This is a genomic window from Mesorhizobium sp. M1A.F.Ca.ET.072.01.1.1, from assembly GCF_004023325.1.
Lineage (GTDB): Bacteria > Pseudomonadota > Alphaproteobacteria > Rhizobiales > Rhizobiaceae > Mesorhizobium.
Window position 1 is genome coordinate 1 of record NZ_RZSF01000681.1, and the last position, 742, is coordinate 742.

A 742-nucleotide genomic window follows, 5' to 3' on the forward strand; every position below is an offset into this window, starting at 1 on the left:
AGATGACGGAGGCCGTGTTCGACCTCGCCGGCTTTGCCAAAGCTCATCCGGAGCGACAGAAGTTGATCGAGTCTGTCGCCACTCATCTCGTCCATTTCAAGCAGGGCGGTCCGAAGCTGGCTCTCGCGGCGATCGGCATCGGCAAAGAACCGCTCCAGCTGGCCGAATAGCGCGTCTGTACCGAGACTACTCGCCCGACCGTTCACGACCTGCCGTGTGGCATAGTCGGCCCCCGTTCGAGTTTCAGAACAGGCGCACTGCCTTGCCGACGAGATTAGAGCGGCTCGCCGTTTGCATGAAACGGCACGACACCCTGACAAGCAGGGCGGACCGTCTCCCAAACGAGAAAACGAGAAAACGGGGCAAACAAAAAAGCGGGGCAAGCCCCGGGGCAAGCCCGCTCTCTTTCAGTCCATCGTAAGAGGCCGCCGTCAGGCCGGCAGCAGCGCGCCTTCCAACGTGGTGAGCTGGCTGAGAAACTGCTCGGCCTTGCTGCGGGCCTCGTCGTCCTTGGCGTCGGCGGCGTCTTCCCTGGCTTCCTGGATGCGGCGGGCGAGATCAGCGCGGTCGATGTCGCCGACGGCGACCGCCGATTCGGCCAGCAGCGTGCAGCCGGAGGGCAGGATGTCGGCGAAGCCGCCGAACACGACGTAGCGCTCTTCCTTGCCTGCCGCGGTTTTCACCGTGACGACGCCGGGCTTGATCGTGGTCATGACCGTGATGGCGCAGCACGCTCCGGTCA

At 64.2% G+C, this 742-nt stretch carries 1 protein-coding gene; it reads right to left on the reverse strand.

The genetic code is table 11. From position 1 onward, the window contains the following. Positions 1 to 431 precede the first annotated feature (431 nt). Positions 432 to 742, reverse strand: a 311-nt coding sequence (locus EOA32_RS37525; protein ID WP_128374332.1) for a F0F1 ATP synthase subunit epsilon, incomplete at its 5' end; no start/stop codon positions are given.